Raw genomic sequence first — 15,581 nt, forward strand, 5'->3', positions numbered from 1 at the left:
GGGTTATTGGGCGGCTTGTGGTGAGATCTGGGTGGTCGTGGAAGGTCCCGGGGGCCCCGGGCCGAGGCCCCCGGGAAGGTTCACTGCGCGGCGAGCTGGGCGATCTGCTCGGCGCTCAGAGGGCCGTCGTAGACGCGGACGTCGTCCACGGCCCCGGGCCAGTAACCGGTGTAGGCGCCGGCGCTCCTCGTCCGGCCGAGCTGGAGCGCGCCCACGGCGTTCCACGCGCTGACGTGGCTGGTGACGGTGCTCTCGGCGAGCCGGCCGTTGACGTAGACGCTCAGCTCGCCGCGCACGGCGTCGTAGACGCCGGCGACGTGCGTCCACTCCAGCGGCACCGCGATCGCGTCGGAGCGGGTGCGCACCAGGGCGGCGGTGTCGGTGTCGGAGGCCGCCATGCCGAGGACCCACCGGCCCTGCTCCTTGTCGAAGCCGAGCTGGAACCCGGCGGCCCGGGTGCCCGGCTGGGAGACGGCGGTGGCGTCGCGGGCGGGCAGGTAGTCGAGCTGGGTCCAGGCGGCGACCGTGAACCCGGCCTTGGTGTTGACCGGGGGCACGGCGGTCTGGGCGTACCCGCCCACGCCGTCGAGCGCCAGCGCGCCGTCCAGCCAGCCGGCGGTCCAGGAGGCGCCGCCGCCGAGCGTCGCCGTCGTGCCCCGGCCGGAGGAGTCGGCGGCGGTGGTGCCCGCGTCCTCGTCCAGCTTCCAGTGGCCGACCAGCGTGGCGGCGCTGTTGACCAGGTCGGCCACCTCCTCGCCGAACATGGCGCGTTCGTAGACGCGGACGTCGTCCACGTCGCCCGGCCAGAACTCGGCCGCCGCGCCGTTGACCTTGCCGCGGCCGACGGTGAGCGACCCGGTGGCGTTCCACGGCTGGGTGAAGGCGACGGTGGACTCCAGCCTGCCGTTGACGTAGAGCGAGAGCTGACCCGCCGCGGAGTCGTAGACGCCGGCCAGGTGGGTCCACTCGTTCAGCCTGGGGGCCGCGGCGGACAGCGCGCGCACCACCGGGGCGCCGTCGGCGTCCGCGCCGGCGCGGGCCAGCGCCCACCGGTCGTCGGACTTCGCGTACTGGAGCGCGAAGCCGCCGGTCCGCGCGCCCTCCTGGGTGAGGAGGGTGGCGGTGGCGGCGTTGCCGGTCAGGCGGGCCCAGGCGGTGACGGTGAAGTTGCGGCTCGTGTCGGCGACGGGGCCCGAGGTCTGCGCATACGCGCCGGCCAGGCGCAGCCCCGTGCCGGTCTTGCCGCTGGTCCACGTGGCGCCGTTGAGCGTCGCGGGGTGGGCGTTCGCGGCGTCGCCGGCCACGGTGCCTTGGCCCTCGTCGAAGGCCCAGTGGCCGCTGGGCGCCTTGCCGGCGTTGACGTTGAAGACGTACGTGCGGATCGGGCCGAGCTGGCCGGCGCGGTCCTTGCTGCGCACCGCCAGGACGTTGGGGCCGTCGTGGCGCGGGGTGAGCGCGATCGTGGCCCGGCCGTCGGCGCCCGGGGCGACCTCGGCCTTGGGCGTGGTGTCGAGCCCGTAGACGTACGCGGCGACGTCGGTGACCCCGTTGGGGTCGAAGGTGAACGTGCCCGCGAGGCCGAGCCCGTCGCTCCAGCCGTTCTCGGCGTACTGGGGCGAGGTCACGACCGGCTCCCTGCCGGGGGCGGTGGCGTCCACGGTCGCCTCGCACCAGGGGCTCCAGGCGCTGGTCGCCTTGCCGTCCTCGGCGCGGACGCGCCAGCGGATGAGCGCGCCGTCGGCGTACAGGGCCGCCGGGATCGTCACGTAGTAGGCGCTTCCGGACGAGCCGGTGGCGGTGACGTACTCGCCGGTCTTGGTCCCGGCGGCGTTGTACCACTCGAAGCGGCCCTTGACCGAGTTGTCGGCGTCCTTCAGCTTGGCCCACAACTTCGGCGTGGCGGTGCTGATGATCGGCCGCCCCTCACCGGAGACGCAGGCCCCGCCCGGGTCGGACCACGCGTCGGCGGCCACGGGGTCGGACGGGATCGAGTTGTACTCGATGACCAGGCTCGGGTTGTTCTTGAACTTCTTCCAGGCGTAGACGTCGGTCTCGCTGGTGGCGCGCAGGCCGATCGTGACGTTGGCCCACTTCTTGGCGGCGGCGTCCACGACCTGGCTGGTGACGTTGAACTCCACGCCGCCGGGCAGGCAGGACGCGCCCCAGCCCTTGGCCACGTTGACGGTGTCGAGGAGCCTGACCCACGTGGGCTGGTTGTTCCAGGTGGTGGACTTGCTGATCGAGTTGGTCGCCCACGCCTCCACCTTGCGGGCGCTGCACGAGTACGACCAGGTCTCGTACGTGCGCAGCGTGGCCTTGACGATCTGCTTGCCGTGGATCGTCGAGCCGGTGTTCATCTGGAAGAACGAGCGGTTCTTCTGCGAGTCGACGTGGCCCACCCGGGCGACGTCGCTGGAGTTGAGGTAGTTGGAGTTGGGCCAGTTGCTCCAGACCGCGGTCCACGCGCCGCGGGCTGCCGAGAAGTACGGGTCCAGGTAGACGGGGAAGCGGGTCCTCTCGTCCGCCAGCATCTTCCGGTCCGGCATCAGCCGGAGCTGCCGGCCCGCCAGCTCCACGCCCATCGTGGCCTGCCTGGCCTCCGGCGAGCGGCCTTCCTTGAGCGCCTGCGGGCTGGTGATGCCCGCGGAGTCCCACATCGTCGGCGTGGGCGCGATGAAGAGCGTGCCGCCGCCGCTGTCGCGGGCCTCCAGGTTGCCCGCCTTGTCGGCCTTGATCGACAGGCCCCTGGCGGCGAGCGGGTACGTCAGCTCGGTCAGGCTCGCCGCCGCCTCGCGCGACTTGACCACGAGGACGTGCGAGAAGCCGTCCACGTCGGCGGTGACCTGGAGGTCCACGCCCGGCATGACCTCGGCGTAGGTGGCGGTGTCGCCGTTCAGGGCCGGCTTGGGCAGCGGGCCCGTCCAGCCGAGCTCCAGGGACTTGGCGCCGCGCGACAGTCGGGCCAGCGGGCCGGCGCCGCCGCCGGAGAACGTGAGCCCGGCGGCCGTGGCGACCGGCTCGACCTGGCCGTCGGTGCGCAGGCGCAGCGTGGTGTCCACGGGGACCCAGGCTCCGGCCTTGCGCACGCGCACCGGGCGGGCGTACTGCTCCAGGGTCAGCGTGCCGTCGGGCCTGGCCCAGACCTGACGGGTCTCGGTGCGCAGCGCCTCGACCTCGACCTGACGGCCGTCGCGGCGGGCGAGCGCCAGGGCGGCGTCCTCGGCCGGGCCGGCGCCCCGTGCGGCGGCGCGGGCGGGTTCGCGGAGGGCGTCGTCGGCCCGGGTGGGTTCGCGGAGGGCGTCGTCGGCGGCGCGGGCCGGTTGTTGTCGGACGCCGGCGAACGCGGCGGACCCGTTCGAGGGGGCCGCCGCGACCGCCCCTGCCAGCATGACCACGACCAGCCCACGACCAACGCGCATCCGCCCTCGCAAGTGCGTGCCGAGGCGGGACGCCCCACGGGTCAGGCCCGCGCGGCGCCTCCACGATCTTCAGTTGCCGATCGGATTCTCATTCAGGATGTGCGTCCCGTCCAGACCTCCTGACAGATTTCATCAGAATGAAGTTCGAAGTGAAGAAAATTGCCAGAGCCTCGGCGCGGGGGTGCGGTCACAGGCTCGTCGGCAGCGGGTACGCGGCCGGGTTGACCCGCTTGACGATCTCGTCCAGCACGATGCGGACGTACGGCTCGCCCACCCACAGGTGCTTGGCCCCCTCCACCCCGATGACCTCGGCCTGCGGCACCCGCGCGAACCGCGCCCGCGCCTCCTCCGGCCGCAGGTAGTCGTCGAACTCGGGCACCAGCACGGTCATCGGCCGGCCGAAGCGCGCCCACGCGTCGAGGTCGTCGTCCGTGGCGCGGTGCAGCGGCGGCGACAGCAGGATCGCCCCCTCCACCAGCGGGTCGTGCGCCCACTTCAGCGCCAGCTCCGTGCCGAACGACCAGCCGACCACCCACACCCGGGGCAGGTCGTGGTACTCGGCGTACTCCAGCGCGGCGGCCACGTCGAAGCGCTCGCCCTCCCCGCCGTCGAAGGCCCCCTGCGACGTGCCGCGCTCGGACGACGTGCCGCGGGTGTTGAAGCGCAGCACCGCCAGACTGGCCAGCGCCGGCAGCCGGTTGGCGGCCTTCTTGTAGACGTGGCTGTCCATGAAGCCGCCGTGGGTGGGCAGCGGGTGCAGCGTGACCAGCGTGGCCACCGGAGGGCGGTCGAGGGGCTGGGCCAGCTCCCCCACCAGGGTCAGGCCGTCGCCGGTGTGCAGCTCGATCGGCTCCCGCCGGGCCGGCAGCTCGGTGCCCGCGCGAATGTCCACCTTGGTCCCTTCGAGTGTTCGTGGGTACGGGGTTGAGGGGGTCGGGGGCATCAGTAGCGGCTGCGGCCGGGGCCGCGGTCGAGCCGCTTGCGCCAGCACGCCGTGTGCCAGTGGCGCCGCTCCTCGTCGCCGCCGGGCCAGTTGGGCCAGGTCACCACGTGCGGCTTGCCGCCGGAGATCTCCTGGTCGCAGCCCGGGCAGCGATAGCTCTTGCCGGAGGAGGCGCCCGTGAGGGCGCGCACCTTCCACTCGCCGTCGGGCCACTCCTCGACGCGGTCCATGCCCCGGGGGAAGCCGGCAGGGCGGGGCGGGGGCTCCCTGCGGCGGGCGCGGCGCGGGCTCATCTCGTCCCGGCCGCCGCTCCGGGGAGGACCTCGGCTCCCACACTGTCGAACGCCATGCGTCCAGTTTTCCAGAGCCGATAAGGTGGACCGTCATGCGGTTGGTCATCGCGCGATGCAGCGTGGATTACATCGGACGGCTCACGGCGCACCTGCCGATGGCCCCCAGGCTCGTCCTCATCAAGGCGGACGGCAGCGTCTCCATCCATGCGGACGACCGCGCCTTCAAGCCCCTCAACTGGATGAACCCGCCGTGCAAGCTCAAGGAGGACGGCGGCACCTGGACGGTCACCCACGGCAAGACCGGCGAGAAGCTGGTGCTGACGATGGAGGAGATCCTCCACGACTCCAGCCACGAGCTGGGCGTCGACCCGGGCCTGATCAAGGACGGCGTCGAGGCGCATCTCCAGGAGCTGCTGGCCGAGCACATCACGACGCTGGGCGACGGCTACTCCCTCATCCGCCGCGAGTACATGACGGCGATCGGCCCGGTCGACATCCTGTGCCGCGACGCGGGCGGCGCGACCGTCGCGGTCGAGATCAAGCGGCGCGGCGAGATCGACGGCGTCGAGCAGCTCACCCGCTACCTGGAGCTGCTCAACCGCGACCCGCTGCTGGCCCCGGTGCGCGGCGTGTTCGCCGCCCAGGAGATCAAGCCGCAGGCGCGGGTGCTGGCCGCCGACCGGGGCATCGACTGCGTCACCCTCGACTACGACGCGCTGCGCGGCATCGAGCCGGAGAACCCCACCCTCTTCTGAGGGGCGCCCGTCATGGTAAGCGACGGCTTACCGGTCTATCGTGACGCCATGGCGACGCTGACGTTCGACTCCCTGAACCCGGCCACCGGCGAGGTCGTCGGCACCCACCCGAAGCAGGACGCCACGGCGGTCCGCGAGGCGGTGGGCCGGGCGGAGGAGGCGGCCGCCTGGTGGACCGCGCTCGGCCCGGCCGGGCGCCGGCGGCGGCTGCTCGACTACAAGGCCGTGCTGGCCGGCCGGCTGCGCGAGCTGGCCGCGCTCGTCCACCAGGAGACGGGCAAGCCGGTCGGCGACGCCGCCCTGGAGCTGGTGCTGACGATCACGCATCTCGACTGGGCCGCGCGCAACGCCGACAAGGTGCTGCGCCGCCGCCGGGTCCGCACCGGCATGATCGGCGTCAACCTGGAGGCCACCCTCGAATACCTGCCGCTCGGCGTCGTGGGTGTGATCGGCCCGTGGAACTACCCGGTGTTCACGCCGATGGGCTCGATCGCGTACGCGCTGGCCGCAGGCAACGCCGTCGTCTTCAAGCCGTCCGAGCTGACCCCGGGCGTCGGGGTGCGGCTGGCCGAGCTGTTCGCCGAGTCGGTGCCGGAGCGGCCGGTGTTCCAGGCCGTGACCGGGCTGGGCGAGACGGGCGCGGCGCTCGCCGCGGACCCGCGGGTCCGGAAGATCGCCTTCACCGGCTCGACGGCCACGGCCAAGCGGGTGATGGCGGCCTGCGCGCAGAACCTCACGCCGATCGTGGCCGAGTGCGGCGGCAAGGACGCGTTCATCGTGGACGCCGACGCGGACGTGCGGGCCGCCGCCGACGCCTGCCTGTGGGGCGCGCTGTCCAACGCCGGGCAGACCTGCGTGGGCGTGGAGCGGGTGTACGTGGTGGACGCGGTCTACGAGCCGTTCATGCGGGAGCTGTCCGAGCGGGTCGCCTCGGTTAAGGCCGGGCAGGACTACGGGCCGATCACCATGCCGGGGCAGCTCGACATCATCAGGCGGCACATCGACGACGCCGTCAAGTCGGGCCGGGCCGTCACCGGCGGCCCCGGGTCGGTCCGGGCGCCGTACGTCGACCCGGTGATCGTCGAGGACGTGCCCGAGGACTCCCCCGCGGTGCGCGAGGAGACGTTCGGGCCGACCATCACCGTACGGCGCACCCGCGACGCGCGCGAGGCGCTGGAGCTGGCCAACGCCTCCGCCTACGGCCTGGCCGGCACGGTGTTCTCGCGTAACACGCGCCGCGCCAGGGAGCTGGCCCGCCTCATGCGCAGCGGCATGACCGCGATCAACTCGGTGATCTCGTTCGCCGGGGTGCCCTCGCTGCCGTTCGGCGGGGTCGGCGACTCCGGGTTCGGCCGCATCCACGGCGCGGACGGGCTGCGCGAGTTCGCCCGGCCGAAGGCCGTCGCCCGGCAGCGATTCGCGCTGCCGGGCATGAACCTCACCTCGTTCACGCGCCGGCCGGAGGAGCTTGAGCGGCTGATCAGGATTGTCACGTTCTTGCACGGGCGACGTAAGAGGTAATCTTCGCGCCCTTTCCCAAAGCGGATCATCCGTCCATAATTGTGTGCTCTGGGGGCCACGATCATGTTGGACGGGTGGAATGTGAACCGGTCTTACCGGGGAATGTCAGCCGAGCAAAGGCTGGCGGACAGACGCGAGCGGCTGATGACGGCCGCCTACACGCTATACGCGAAACCGGGTTTCGCGGCGACGACCATCGAAAGGCTGTGCTCGGAGGCCCGGATCTCCAACCGCGCGTTCTACGAATGTTTCGGCGGACGCGAGGAGCTGCTCCAGGCGTTGCACGACAGGTGCGTCGAGGAGAGCCTCGCGCACGTCGCCAAGGCCCTGCAGGAGGCCCCGCACAGCCTGGAGGGCAAGGTCGGGGCCGGGATTCGCGCGTACATCGAATTCGCCACGGCCGACTGGCGGCGGGCCCGCATCATGCATCTCGAGGTGCGCAGGTCAGGAGATGTGCTGACGGCCTCGCGGCAGCGCGCGGTGGACGCCTTCGCCCGGCTGATCGAGGAGGCGGCGGCCGATTTCCCGGTGGCCGGACCGGTGAATCGGCGGCTCGTGGCGCTCGGCGCAATTGGAGCGCTACAAGAGTTGCTCATCGAATGGATCCTCGGCAGCCCGTCGCCCGACGTCGACGAACTCGTCGATGTGGCCGCGCACATCTTCCGCGGAGCCCTCACCGGATCGTGAACCGCTCCGATCACGGATCGTGTTTACTCGGCGGCACGAAACCGGGATAGAACACCCCCACAAATCGCCTTTTTGGTTGTTGTTTTTCGGCGGAGGCGCTCACGGTTTCCGGACATGAAGAGAGCGGGCGACGGCTGATCGTCGCCCGCTCCGATATGTCGCGGCACGTGGCGGGTCCCCCGCCCGCCGCTGCCCCGTCAGGCCACCGCGGCCTCCTGCGCCTCGACACGCAGGACCCGATTCAGCCGGGTCACCGCGAGAATGCGCATGATCCGCGGGGGCACCCCCCGGAGGACGAGGCGGCGCTGCCCGGCGGACGCGCGCCGATGCGTGCCCACGAGAACACCCAGACCGGTGGCGTCGATCATCTCCAGCTCGGACAGGTCGAGGATCAGATCCCCCTCGCCGGAGTCCACCGCGTCGTGCAGCAGGGAGCGGATCCCGGCCGACGTGCCGGCGTCGAGCCGGGCGCCGATCTGCACCACCTGGGCTTTCGGATTGCCCCGGACTCGCATGCCACCTCCTCATTCACACCACGCGACCGCACGTGGTGCCTTCGTACCCTGTGGCAGGGCGTACGGGAGGGCCGAAAACTCCCTCCGATCTCTTCCCCCTACCCAGGAATCGGCAGTGACACGACCGCTTTGACGATGAACTGCCCGTCTGTCCCATGACGGACCGTGACGCCGCCGCCCACGGCGGCCATCCGCTCCCGCATCCCCTCCAGGCCGTTGCCCGGGTCGCCGTCCCGCTCATCGGCCCGCTCATCGGCCGGCTCGCGGGCCGGCGCGCCGTCGTTGCGCACCTCCAGCTCGGCCCGCTCGGCGGTGAAGCTCAGGGTGATCGCGCAGAACGTGGCCGCGCTGTGCTTGAGCACGTTCGTGACGGCCTCGCGCACGGCGTAGGCGAACACCGGCGCCACCTCCTCCGGCATCTCCCGGTACGGCAGGCGCAGCTCGCACCGCACGCCGGCCGCCTCCAGCACGCCGCGCACGCTGGCCAGCTCGGCCCCGAGGTCGAGCCGCCGGTAGCCGCGCACGGCCTCCCGCAGCTCGCGCAGGGCCGTGCGGGTCAGCCCGTTCACCGAGGTCATCTCGTCGCGGGCGGCCCGCGGGTCGCCCTCCGACAGCCGCACGGCCAGCGCGGTCTTCACGGCGATGGCCGACAGCCGGTGCCCGACGAGGTCGTGCAGGTCGCGGGCGAAGCGCAGGCGCTCCTCCGCGACGGCCAGCCGGGCGTGCGCCTCCATGCCCTCGTGGGCGCGCACGGCCAGCCGGTAGATCCACAGCCAGAGCCGGTTGGACACGACCGAGGCCAGGATCAGCAGGGCGTACATGGCGGTGTTCGCGACGACCACGGCGCCGAGCCACCCGGGTCCCCGCGCGTCCGGCATGTCCAGCAGGTGCCACCATCCGCTCGCCGCGGCGGCGGCGCTCAACGCGACGCCCAGGAGAGTCGTGGCCACTCCCAGCGCGAACGCCCGCCGGCGCGAGCCGCCGACGGCGACGACGGACAGCCACACCACCAGCGCCATTCCCGCCCCGAAGGGCTGCGCCCCGCCGGTCACCGCCGTCGCCACCGCCAGGACCCCGGTCAGCACGACCTGCCGCACCGGGTACCTCGATTCGATCACCGCGCTCACCAGGCGCAGGTAGAGCACCGTGAACCCGGCGGCGGCGACCACCGACACGGCCGTCAGCGGCCACGGCTGAGCGCCCCGGCCGGCCTCGGCCAGGGCGCTCAGCGCCATCCCGCCCCACAGCAACCCGAGGAACGAGGTCAGCATCCACCAGCACAGGCGACGTGCCCGTGCGATCTCCCCCACAGGCGTCCCGCTACTTCGCGCGCAGCACGTCGCCGAGCCGCACCCGCGCGCCGGTGCGCAGGACGGCCCGCTCGTAGACCTTCGCGCCGATCGAGAGCACGGCCACCACGGCCACCGCCATGAGCGCGAACGCCAGCCCGACCTCCCACAGCGGCACCTCCGCCGCGGCCATGCGCACCGGCATGACCATCGAGGAGAACGGCGGGATCATCGACATCACGGTGGCCAGCGTGCCGGTCGGCTCGGAGGTCGCGTAGAAGGCGACGAAGTAGGTGATCATGATGAGCATGGTCAGCGGCGACATCACGTTGCCGACCTCCTCCTGGCGGGAGACCAGCGAGGCGAGCGCCGCGGCCAGCGTCGCGAAGAACGCGTAGCCGAGCACGAACCAGACGACGACCCCGGCCACGATGCCCGGCATCCCCGGCGGGAAGTCGGTCGCCACCCCGGAGCCGACGGACGCCCCGACGCCCACCGCGAGGATCGCCACCAGGTTGACCAGCCCGAGCGCTCCCAGGCCGACGATCTTGCCGCCGAGGAGCTGCCACGGCCGGATCGAGGTGAGCAGGATCTCCACGATCCGGCTGCCCTTCTCCTCGACCACGCCCATCGCGACCATCGTCGCCTGGCCGATGAGCAGCATGAACAGCACGAGAACCAGCACCACGGCGATGCCCGTGCGGGCCGCCTGGTAGCGGGAGTCGGCGCCGACCGACTCCATCCGCAGCGGCTCGATCCGCACCCCGGAGGCGCCGAGTTTCACCTCGCGGTTCGTGCTCTGCAGGAGCACGCCGAGCTCCTGCTCGATCTCGCCGTCGGTCAGCACCTTGGCGCCGCCGACGAGCACCGCGTCCACGTCGCCGTCGAGCAGCGCCTTCCTGGCCGTCGCCTCGTCGGGGAACGCCTTCCAGGCGAACTCGATGTCGGGCGCCGCCGCCTCCAGCGGCAGCCGCTGGGAGTTCACGGTGCCCACCGTGTACTTGTCGGGACGATCCAGGACCTTCGGCGCGAACGCCGCGGCGCCCACCAGCAGGACGGTCACGAGCAGGCTGACGATGAACGCCTTGGTCCTGATCCGGGTGCTGATCTCCCGGCGGGCCACCAGTGCCAGCGCGTTCATGCCACGGCCTCCTTGAAGATCTCGGTGAGGGTCGGCTGCTCGACCCCGAAGTGCTCGACGTGCCCGGCCTTCATGGCCCGGCGCAGGATCTCCTGGCCGTCGCCGGCGGCGTCCACGAGCAGGACCTGCCGGTCGTCCTCGGCGCTCAGCTCGCCCGGCAGGCCGTCCGCCCAGCCGGGAGCCGGGTCCCGCACCACGACGCGCAGCATGCCGCCCTCCGCCGCGCGCAGGCCCGCGACCGTGCCGCTGGCCACCATCCGGCCGGAGGAGACGATGCCGACCGAGTCGCACAGCCGCTCGACGAGGTCGAGCTGATGACTGGAGAAGATCACCGGGACGCCGCCCCGGCAGCGCTCCTGCAGCGCCGTGGCCAGCGTGTCCACCGCCAGCGGGTCGAGCCCGGAGAACGGCTCGTCCAGGATGAGCACCTCAGGGTCGTGCACGAGCGCCACCGCGAGCTGCACGCGCTGCTGGTTGCCCAGCGACAGGCTCTCCACGGCGTCACCGCGCCGCTCCCCCAGGTCCAGCCGCTCGATCAGTGCGGCGGCGGCCTGCGCGGCCCGCGGACCGCTCAGGCCGTGCAGCCGACCGAAGTACTCGATCTGCTCGGCCACGCGCATCTTCTGGTACAGGCCGCGCTCCTCCGGCATGTAGCCGAACCGGCGCCGGTCGTCGTAGGTCAGCGGCCGGCCCTGCCAGCTCACCGAGCCGGAGTCGGCCTGGAGGACGCCCATGACGATCCGCATCGTCGTCGTCTTGCCGGCGCCGTTCGCGCCGACGAACCCGAACATCTCGCCCGGCCGCACGGCGAAGCCGATCCCGTCCAGGGCGAGCTTGCCCTCCGGCGCGCCGGGGCCGCCCGCGAAGCGCTTGCGCAGCTCGCTGATCTCGAGCATCAGGTCCTCTCCTTCGTCATGAGGCAATAGTGGCCTTCGCGGCGTTCGCCCTGGTAGTCGGAGAAATCATGGCTCCGGTATGCGCCCCGCGTCCCTTCCCGATGACATTTGTCATTACGCTGAGCCCATGACGCGCTCGGACAAGGACAAGCCGGTCGTCCTCTCCCGCATCTACACCCGCACCGGCGACGACGGCACCACCGCGCTCAACGACATGAGCCGCGTCCCCAAGACCGACGCGCGGCTCGCCGCCTACGCCGACGTCGAGGAGGCCAACGCCCACCTCGGGGTGGCGCTCTCGCACGGCACGCTCCCCGCCGACCTCGCGGAGGTGCTGGCCCGGGTGCAGAACGAGCTGTTCGACGTGGGGGCCGACCTCGCGACGCCGGTCGTGGCTGAGCCCGCGTTCCCGCCCCTGCGGGTCGAGCAGGCGTACGTGGACCGGCTGGAGGCGCTCTGCGACAGCTTCAACGCCGACCTCAAGCCGCTGCGCAGCTTCATCCTGCCCGGGGGCGACCCGGCGACGGCGGCGCTGCACGTGGCCCGGGTGACGGTGCGCCGCGCCGAGCGCACCACCTGGGCGGCGCTGGAGGCCCACGACGACATGAACCCGCTCACGGCCGCCTACCTGAACCGCCTGTCGGACCTGCTGTTCATCCTGTGCCGGGTCGCGCACGCGGGCCAGGAGATCCTCTGGAAGCCGGGCGCGACCCGCTAGGCGCCGGCGTGGCTGCCTGTCACCGCTCGGACGGGTGCGGCGGGCCGTGACGGCGGCCCGCCGCGTGCGGGTCAGAGGCCGTCTCCCTGGAGGCCCTCAGCCCCGTGCGCGGGGTGGCGGCCAGGCCGGCCGTGCCGTGACCCCGGAAATCACGCCACGTCGAGATACGCACTGGGAGGAGCGGACTCCAGCCAGGCGAGGAAGCCCGTCAGGGCGTCTGCGCTCATCGCCAGCGAGATGTCCCCCGCCGAGCCGCCGCAGTCGATCGCGTACAGGCCGTTGTCCAGCTCGCGCCGGGACGAAACGACGAGGCCGCGCCTCGCGATCGCGTGGCGCGGCCTCAGTCGCAGACCTATGAGCGGGATCCAGTGGAGCTCCCCGTCGGCGTAGCGGGCTACCCCGCCGCGCCAGCCGTGGTCGGCCACCCGGATCCGACAGGGGACGCTGCCCCGGGAGCGCGCGAGCATGAAGCCGCGCAGGACCACCAGGGCGGCGAGCAGCAGCACGCAGATGAATACCGTCGCCACCACTGCCGCCCCCTAAGCCTTGGGTTGTTCAGACCTCTTCGCCCGCGGCGCGCAGCCGGGCCCGGGCACGCTGGGCCTCGACCGCCGCGTCGGCGTCCTCCTGGTTGGCCTCGATCGAGGCCTGGGCCCGATCGAGAGCGTCACGGGCCGCCGCGACGTCGACCTCGGAACCGAGCTCGGCCACCTCGGCGAGCACGGACACCTCGTCGTCGGCCACGGAGATGAACCCGCCGTGGACGGCCGCGACGAGTTCGTCCTCGCCCTCCCGCTTGACGCGCAGCACGCCGCCCTCGACGAGGACGCCGAGCACGGGTGCGTGTTGCGGCATAATACCGATCTCGCCGTCCACGGTCTTGGCAATCACCATGTCGGCCTCGCCCGACCAGATCTCACGCTCGGGTGAGACAACCCCTACGCGTAGCTTGGCCACTTGTGCAGGTTCCTTTCCGATCAGGTGGTGGCACGGCCTCGGCCGCACCACCACCGTATCTCCGGGCGGGCTGCGCCCGCCCTATGGCCGGGGCGACTAGCGCTCGAGTTCCTTCGCCTTGGCGATGGCCTGGTCGATGCCGCCGACCATGTAGAACGCCTGCTCGGGCAGGTGGTCGTACTCACCCGCGCACAGACCCTTGAACGAGGCGATGGTCTCGTCCAGCGGAACGGTCTCGCCCGGCTGACCGGTGAAGGCCTCGGCCGCGTACATCGGGTGCGACAGGAAGCGCTCGATGCGCCGCGCCCGCTGGACGGTGACCTTGTCCTCCTCGGAGAGCTCGTCGATACCGAGGATGGCGATGATGTCCTGCAGCTCGCGGAACTTCTGCAGGATCCGCTTGGTCTCCTGGGCCACCCGGTAGTGCTCCTCGCCCACGATCTGCGGGTCGAGGATCCGGGAGGTGGAGTCGAGCGGGTCCACCGCCGGGTAGATGCCCTTCTCCGAGATCGGCCGGGACAGAACGGTCTGCGCGTCGAGGTGCGCGAACGCGTTGTGCGGGGCCGGGTCGGTGATGTCGTCGGCGGGCACGTAGATCGCCTGCATGGAGGTGATCGAGTGACCGCGCGTCGAGGTGATGCGCTCCTGGAGGACACCCATCTCGTCGGCCAGCGTCGGCTGGTAACCCACGGCGGACGGCATACGGCCGAGCAGCGTGGAGACCTCGGAACCGGCCTGCGTGAAGCGGAAGATGTTGTCGATGAAGAGCAGCACGTCCTGCTTCTGGACGTCGCGGAAGTACTCGGCCATCGTCAGGGCCGACAGCGCGACCCGCAGACGGGTGCCCGGCGGCTCGTCCATCTGACCGAACACCAGCGCGGTGTCCTTGAGGACGTCGGCCTCCTCCATCTCCAGCCAGAGGTCGTTGCCCTCACGGGTGCGCTCACCCACGCCGGCGAAGCACGAGGTGCCACCGAAGTTGCGGGCGACGCGGCGGATCATCTCCTGGATCAGAACGGTCTTGCCGACACCGGCGCCGCCGAACAGACCGATCTTGCCACCCTGCACGTACGGGGTGAGCAGGTCGATGACCTTGATGCCGGTGACGAGCAGCTCGGTGCGGGACTCGAGCTGGTCGAAGGCCGGCGACGGACGGTGGATGCCCCACCGCTCGGTGATCTTGAGCGAGGAGGTCGGCACGTCGAGCGTCTCGCCCAGCGCGTTCCACACGTGGCCCTTGACGACGTCGCCGACCGGCACCGAGATCGGCGCGCCCGAGTCGGTGACCGCCTGGCCGCGGACCAGGCCGTCGGTGGGCTGCATGGAGATGGCCCGGACGAGGTTGTCGCCCAGGTGCTGGGCCACCTCGAGGGTCAGGGTCTTGGTCTCGCCGCCGAGGGTCACCTCGACGTTGAGCGCGTTATAGATGTCGGGCATCGCGTCGACGGGGAACTCCACGTCGACGACGGCGCCGGTGACGCGGGCCACGCGGCCGATGCCGCCCGCGGCACTCTCTACAGTCTCAACAGCCTCTGCAGTCATTTCACTCTTTCCCGGCTGCGGCGTCAGCCAGCGCGTTGGCGCCACCGACGATCTCGCTGATTTCCTGGGTGATCTCGGCCTGGCGAGCCTGGTTCATCTGCTGGGTCAGCACCCGCATCAGCTCGTTGGCGTTGTCGGTCGCCGACTTCATGGCGCGCCGCCGCGCGGCCTCCTCCGAGGCCGCGGACTGCAGCAGCGCCGTGAAGATACGGGACTCCACGTAGCGCGGCAGCAACGACTCCAGCACGTCGCCCGCGGTCGGCTCGAACTCGAAGTACGGCGGGATCGTGGTGGACTCGGTCGCCTCGGTCTCCTCGACCTCCAGCGGCAGGATCCGCTTGACCACGACGTTCTGCGACAGCATCGAGACGAACTCGGTCGACACGATGTGGATCTCGTCGATGCCGTTCTCGTCCTTGAAGGACTCGATCAGCATCGCGGCGATCTCCTTGGCGTCGGCGTAGGCCGGCTTACGGGAGAAGCCGACCCAGCTGCCGCCCATCTCGCGGTTGCGGAAGCTGTGCCAGGTGACACCCTTGCGCCCGGTGACGAACGGCGTCACGGCCAGGCCGCGGCCCTCCAGCAGGCCACGCAGGGCCTCGGCCTCGCGCAGCACGTTGGCGTTGAAGCCGCCGCAGAACCCGCTGTCGCTGGTGACGATGAGGACGCCCGCCTTGGCGGGGTTGTCCTTCGCCACGGTCAGCGGATGGTCGACGCTCGCGGCGTTGCTGACGACGCCCGTGACGGCGCGAGTGATCTCGCGCTCGTACGGCAGCGCCGCCTGCATCCGCTGCTGCGCCCTCACGATCCGTGAAGAGGCGATGAGCTCCTGGGCGCGCGTGATCTTCGCGGTCGACCTGACCGACGTGATCCGCCGCCGCAGCAGCCTTAGCTGGGCACCCATG

At 71.6% G+C, this 15,581-nt stretch carries 15 protein-coding genes; 4 read left to right on the top strand and 11 right to left on the bottom strand.

The window, feature by feature from the left end; genetic code table 11:
- Positions 1–80: 80 nt before the first annotated feature.
- The 3 genes from HD595_RS07400 to HD595_RS07410 form a co-directional block, all read right to left on the bottom strand.
- Positions 81–3,419, bottom strand: coding sequence for a LamG-like jellyroll fold domain-containing protein (locus HD595_RS07400; RefSeq protein WP_253766878.1), 3,339 nt, complete (start codon positions 3,417–3,419; stop codon positions 81–83).
- 187 nt (positions 3,420–3,606) lie between these two features.
- A complete protein-coding gene (locus tag HD595_RS07405; RefSeq protein ID WP_253766880.1) occupies positions 3,607–4,311 on the bottom strand; it encodes an alpha/beta hydrolase in 705 nt (234 codons plus the stop codon).
- Positions 4,312–4,361: 50 nt separating this feature from the next.
- On the bottom strand, positions 4,362–4,655 hold the full coding sequence (locus tag HD595_RS07410; RefSeq protein ID WP_253766882.1) for an ATP/GTP-binding protein: 294 nt from the start codon (positions 4,653–4,655) through the stop codon (positions 4,362–4,364).
- Between the two features lie 92 nt (positions 4,656–4,747).
- Here HD595_RS07410 and nucS point away from each other — a divergent pair, with 92 nt between their 5' ends.
- The 3 genes from nucS (at position 4,748) to HD595_RS07425 (ending at position 7,618) form a co-directional block, all read left to right on the top strand.
- Positions 4,748–5,410: an endonuclease NucS gene (gene nucS, locus HD595_RS07415; protein ID WP_175601018.1), complete on the top strand. Its 663-nt coding sequence runs from the start codon at positions 4,748–4,750 to the stop codon at positions 5,408–5,410.
- Between the two features lie 48 nt (positions 5,411–5,458).
- Positions 5,459–6,931: an aldehyde dehydrogenase family protein gene (locus HD595_RS07420; RefSeq protein ID WP_253766884.1), complete on the top strand. Its 1,473-nt coding sequence runs from the start codon at positions 5,459–5,461 to the stop codon at positions 6,929–6,931.
- A gap of 144 nt (positions 6,932–7,075) precedes the next feature.
- Entirely contained in the window at positions 7,076–7,618 is a 543-nt protein-coding gene (locus HD595_RS07425; RefSeq protein ID WP_253766886.1) for a TetR/AcrR family transcriptional regulator, read from the top strand.
- A gap of 197 nt (positions 7,619–7,815) precedes the next feature.
- Here HD595_RS07425 and HD595_RS07430 read toward each other — a convergent pair whose 3' ends face one another.
- The 4 genes from HD595_RS07430 to HD595_RS07445 form a co-directional block, all read right to left on the bottom strand.
- Positions 7,816–8,133 carry an STAS domain-containing protein gene (locus tag HD595_RS07430; RefSeq protein WP_253766888.1) on the bottom strand — a complete coding sequence of 106 codons (318 nt, stop codon included), beginning with the start codon at positions 8,131–8,133 and terminating at the stop codon, positions 7,816–7,818.
- 98 nt (positions 8,134–8,231) lie between these two features.
- Entirely contained in the window at positions 8,232–9,443 is a 1,212-nt protein-coding gene (locus HD595_RS46655; RefSeq protein ID WP_253766890.1) for a sensor histidine kinase, read from the bottom strand.
- Between the two features lie 10 nt (positions 9,444–9,453).
- Positions 9,454–10,563: an ABC transporter permease gene (locus tag HD595_RS07440; RefSeq protein WP_253766892.1), complete on the bottom strand. Its 1,110-nt coding sequence runs from the start codon at positions 10,561–10,563 to the stop codon at positions 9,454–9,456.
- Positions 10,560–11,459, bottom strand: coding sequence for an ABC transporter ATP-binding protein (locus HD595_RS07445; RefSeq protein WP_253766894.1), 900 nt, complete (start codon positions 11,457–11,459; stop codon positions 10,560–10,562). The genes HD595_RS07440 and HD595_RS07445 overlap by 4 nt, the downstream gene beginning before the upstream one ends.
- A 127-nt stretch (positions 11,460–11,586) precedes the next feature.
- On the opposite strand from HD595_RS07445, the gene HD595_RS07450 reads away from it, so the two are divergent.
- A complete protein-coding gene (locus HD595_RS07450) occupies positions 11,587–12,177 on the top strand; it encodes a cob(I)yrinic acid a,c-diamide adenosyltransferase (protein ID WP_253766896.1) in 591 nt (196 codons plus the stop codon).
- A gap of 149 nt (positions 12,178–12,326) precedes the next feature.
- Here the strand turns inward: HD595_RS07450 and HD595_RS07455 are convergent, their stop codons facing one another.
- From HD595_RS07455 to HD595_RS07470, 4 genes are all read right to left on the bottom strand, one after another.
- Entirely contained in the window at positions 12,327–12,704 is a 378-nt protein-coding gene (locus tag HD595_RS07455; RefSeq protein ID WP_253766898.1) for a DUF2550 domain-containing protein, read from the bottom strand.
- Between the two features lie 28 nt (positions 12,705–12,732).
- Positions 12,733–13,134, bottom strand: coding sequence for a F0F1 ATP synthase subunit epsilon (locus HD595_RS07460; protein ID WP_253766900.1), 402 nt, complete (start codon positions 13,132–13,134; stop codon positions 12,733–12,735).
- 96 nt (positions 13,135–13,230) lie between these two features.
- A complete protein-coding gene (atpD, locus tag HD595_RS07465; protein ID WP_253766902.1) occupies positions 13,231–14,676 on the bottom strand; it encodes a F0F1 ATP synthase subunit beta in 1,446 nt (481 codons plus the stop codon).
- A gap of 1 nt (position 14,677) precedes the next feature.
- Positions 14,678–15,580, bottom strand: a complete 903-nt coding sequence (locus HD595_RS07470; protein ID WP_253766905.1) for a F0F1 ATP synthase subunit gamma — start codon at positions 15,578–15,580, stop codon at positions 14,678–14,680.
- Position 15,581: the final 1 nt, after the last annotated feature.

The sequence above is a fragment of the Nonomuraea roseoviolacea subsp. carminata genome, from assembly GCF_024172185.1.
Taxonomy (GTDB): Bacteria; Actinomycetota; Actinomycetes; order Streptosporangiales; family Streptosporangiaceae; genus Nonomuraea; species Nonomuraea roseoviolacea.